Source organism: Arhodomonas sp. KWT, from assembly GCF_010993615.1.
The window spans coordinates 1-1,327 of sequence record NZ_WNXE01000458.1; the positions used below are offsets into that span (position 1 = coordinate 1).

2 protein-coding genes are annotated in these 1,327 nt (G+C 72.3%); both read left to right on the forward strand.

Annotation, left to right across the window (positions count from 1 at the left end):
* The coding region (locus G7A99_RS19890) for an NAD(P)H-dependent oxidoreductase subunit E (protein ID WP_205599950.1) at positions 1-252 on the forward strand (252 nt) is incomplete at its 5' end.
* Positions 249-1,327 (forward strand): formate dehydrogenase (locus G7A99_RS19895; protein ID WP_163143513.1); only part of this gene is annotated, 1,079 nt, incomplete at its 3' end. The genes G7A99_RS19890 and G7A99_RS19895, both read left to right, overlap by 4 nt.

A 1,327-nucleotide genomic window follows, 5' to 3' on the forward strand; every position in this document is an offset into this window, starting at 1 on the left:
CCGGCCCGGGCGCACCAGCTCAAGGTCTGCCGCGCCGAGGCCTGCCAGGCCGTCGGCGGCCGGGCCGTGTGGGCGGCGGCCCAGGCACTGTCCGCGGTGCCGGACGGGCGGGTCGAGATCGAGCCGGTCTACTGTCTGGGCAATTGCCCCTGCGGACCATCGGCGCAGTGGAACGGGCGCACGCTCGGGCGGATGACTCCGGAGCGCGTGCACGAGCTGGTCTCCGCCGCCGAAGGGGGGAGGCCGTCATGAGTGTATACGTCCCCCGCGACAGCACCGCAGTGTCCATTGGCGCGGACGAGGTCGCCGCCGCGATCGCCGCTGCCGATCCGGCCCTCTCGCCGCTGCGCACCGGCTCCCGCGGCCTCTACGCCCTGGAGCCGCTGGTGGAGGTCGACCACGAGGGCCGGCGTATCGGTTTCGGACCGGTCACCGCGGCGGATATGCCCGGCCTCGTCGAGGCACTCCGCCACCCCGGTGCCGGGCACCCGCTGCGCATAGGCGATATCGACGCCCTGATCGCGGACCAGGGCCAGAACCGCTTCACCTGCCGCCGCCTCGGCCGTGTCGTGCCCGACGACTGGGACGACTTCGTCGCCCACGGGGGCACCCGCGGCCTGCGCCGTGCCCTGGATATGGGCCGGCAGTCGATCGTCGATGCCGTCACAGCCTCCGGCCTGCGCGGGCGCGGTGGCGCGGGTTTCCCCACCGGCCGCAAGTGGCAGACCGTGCTCGACGCCGACGGCGCGGGCAAGGTCATCGTCTGCAACGCGGACGAGGGCGACAGCGGCACCTTCGCCGACCGCATGCTCATGGAGGGCGACCCTCTCGCCCTCATCGAGGGCATGGCCATCGCCGGAATTGCCGTCGGCGCCGCTCACGGCTACATCTACCTGCGTTCCGAATACCCCGCGGCACGGGCATCGCTGCTTACCGCCCTGGACATCGCCCGGCACAACGGCCTTCTCGGCCCGGACGTCCTTGGTTCCGGACACACCTTCGACATCGAGCTGCGCATGGGTGCCGGGGCCTACATCTGCGGCGAGGAGACCTCGCTGCTGGAGAGCCTGGAGGGCCATCGCGGCGAGGTCCGTTTCAAGCCACCGCTGCCGGCGATCCGCGGATTCATGGGCCGGCCCACGGTGGTGAACAACGTCATCACCCTGGCCACCGTGCCGGCGATCCTCGCCGATGGCGCCGAGGCCTACGCCGCCCTCGGCCACGGCAAGTCCCGCGGCACCCTCACCGTGCAGCTGTGCGGCAACGTCCGCCGCCCCGGGCTCTACGAGGTGCCCTTCGGGGTGTCGCTGGCCCACGTCATCGACGA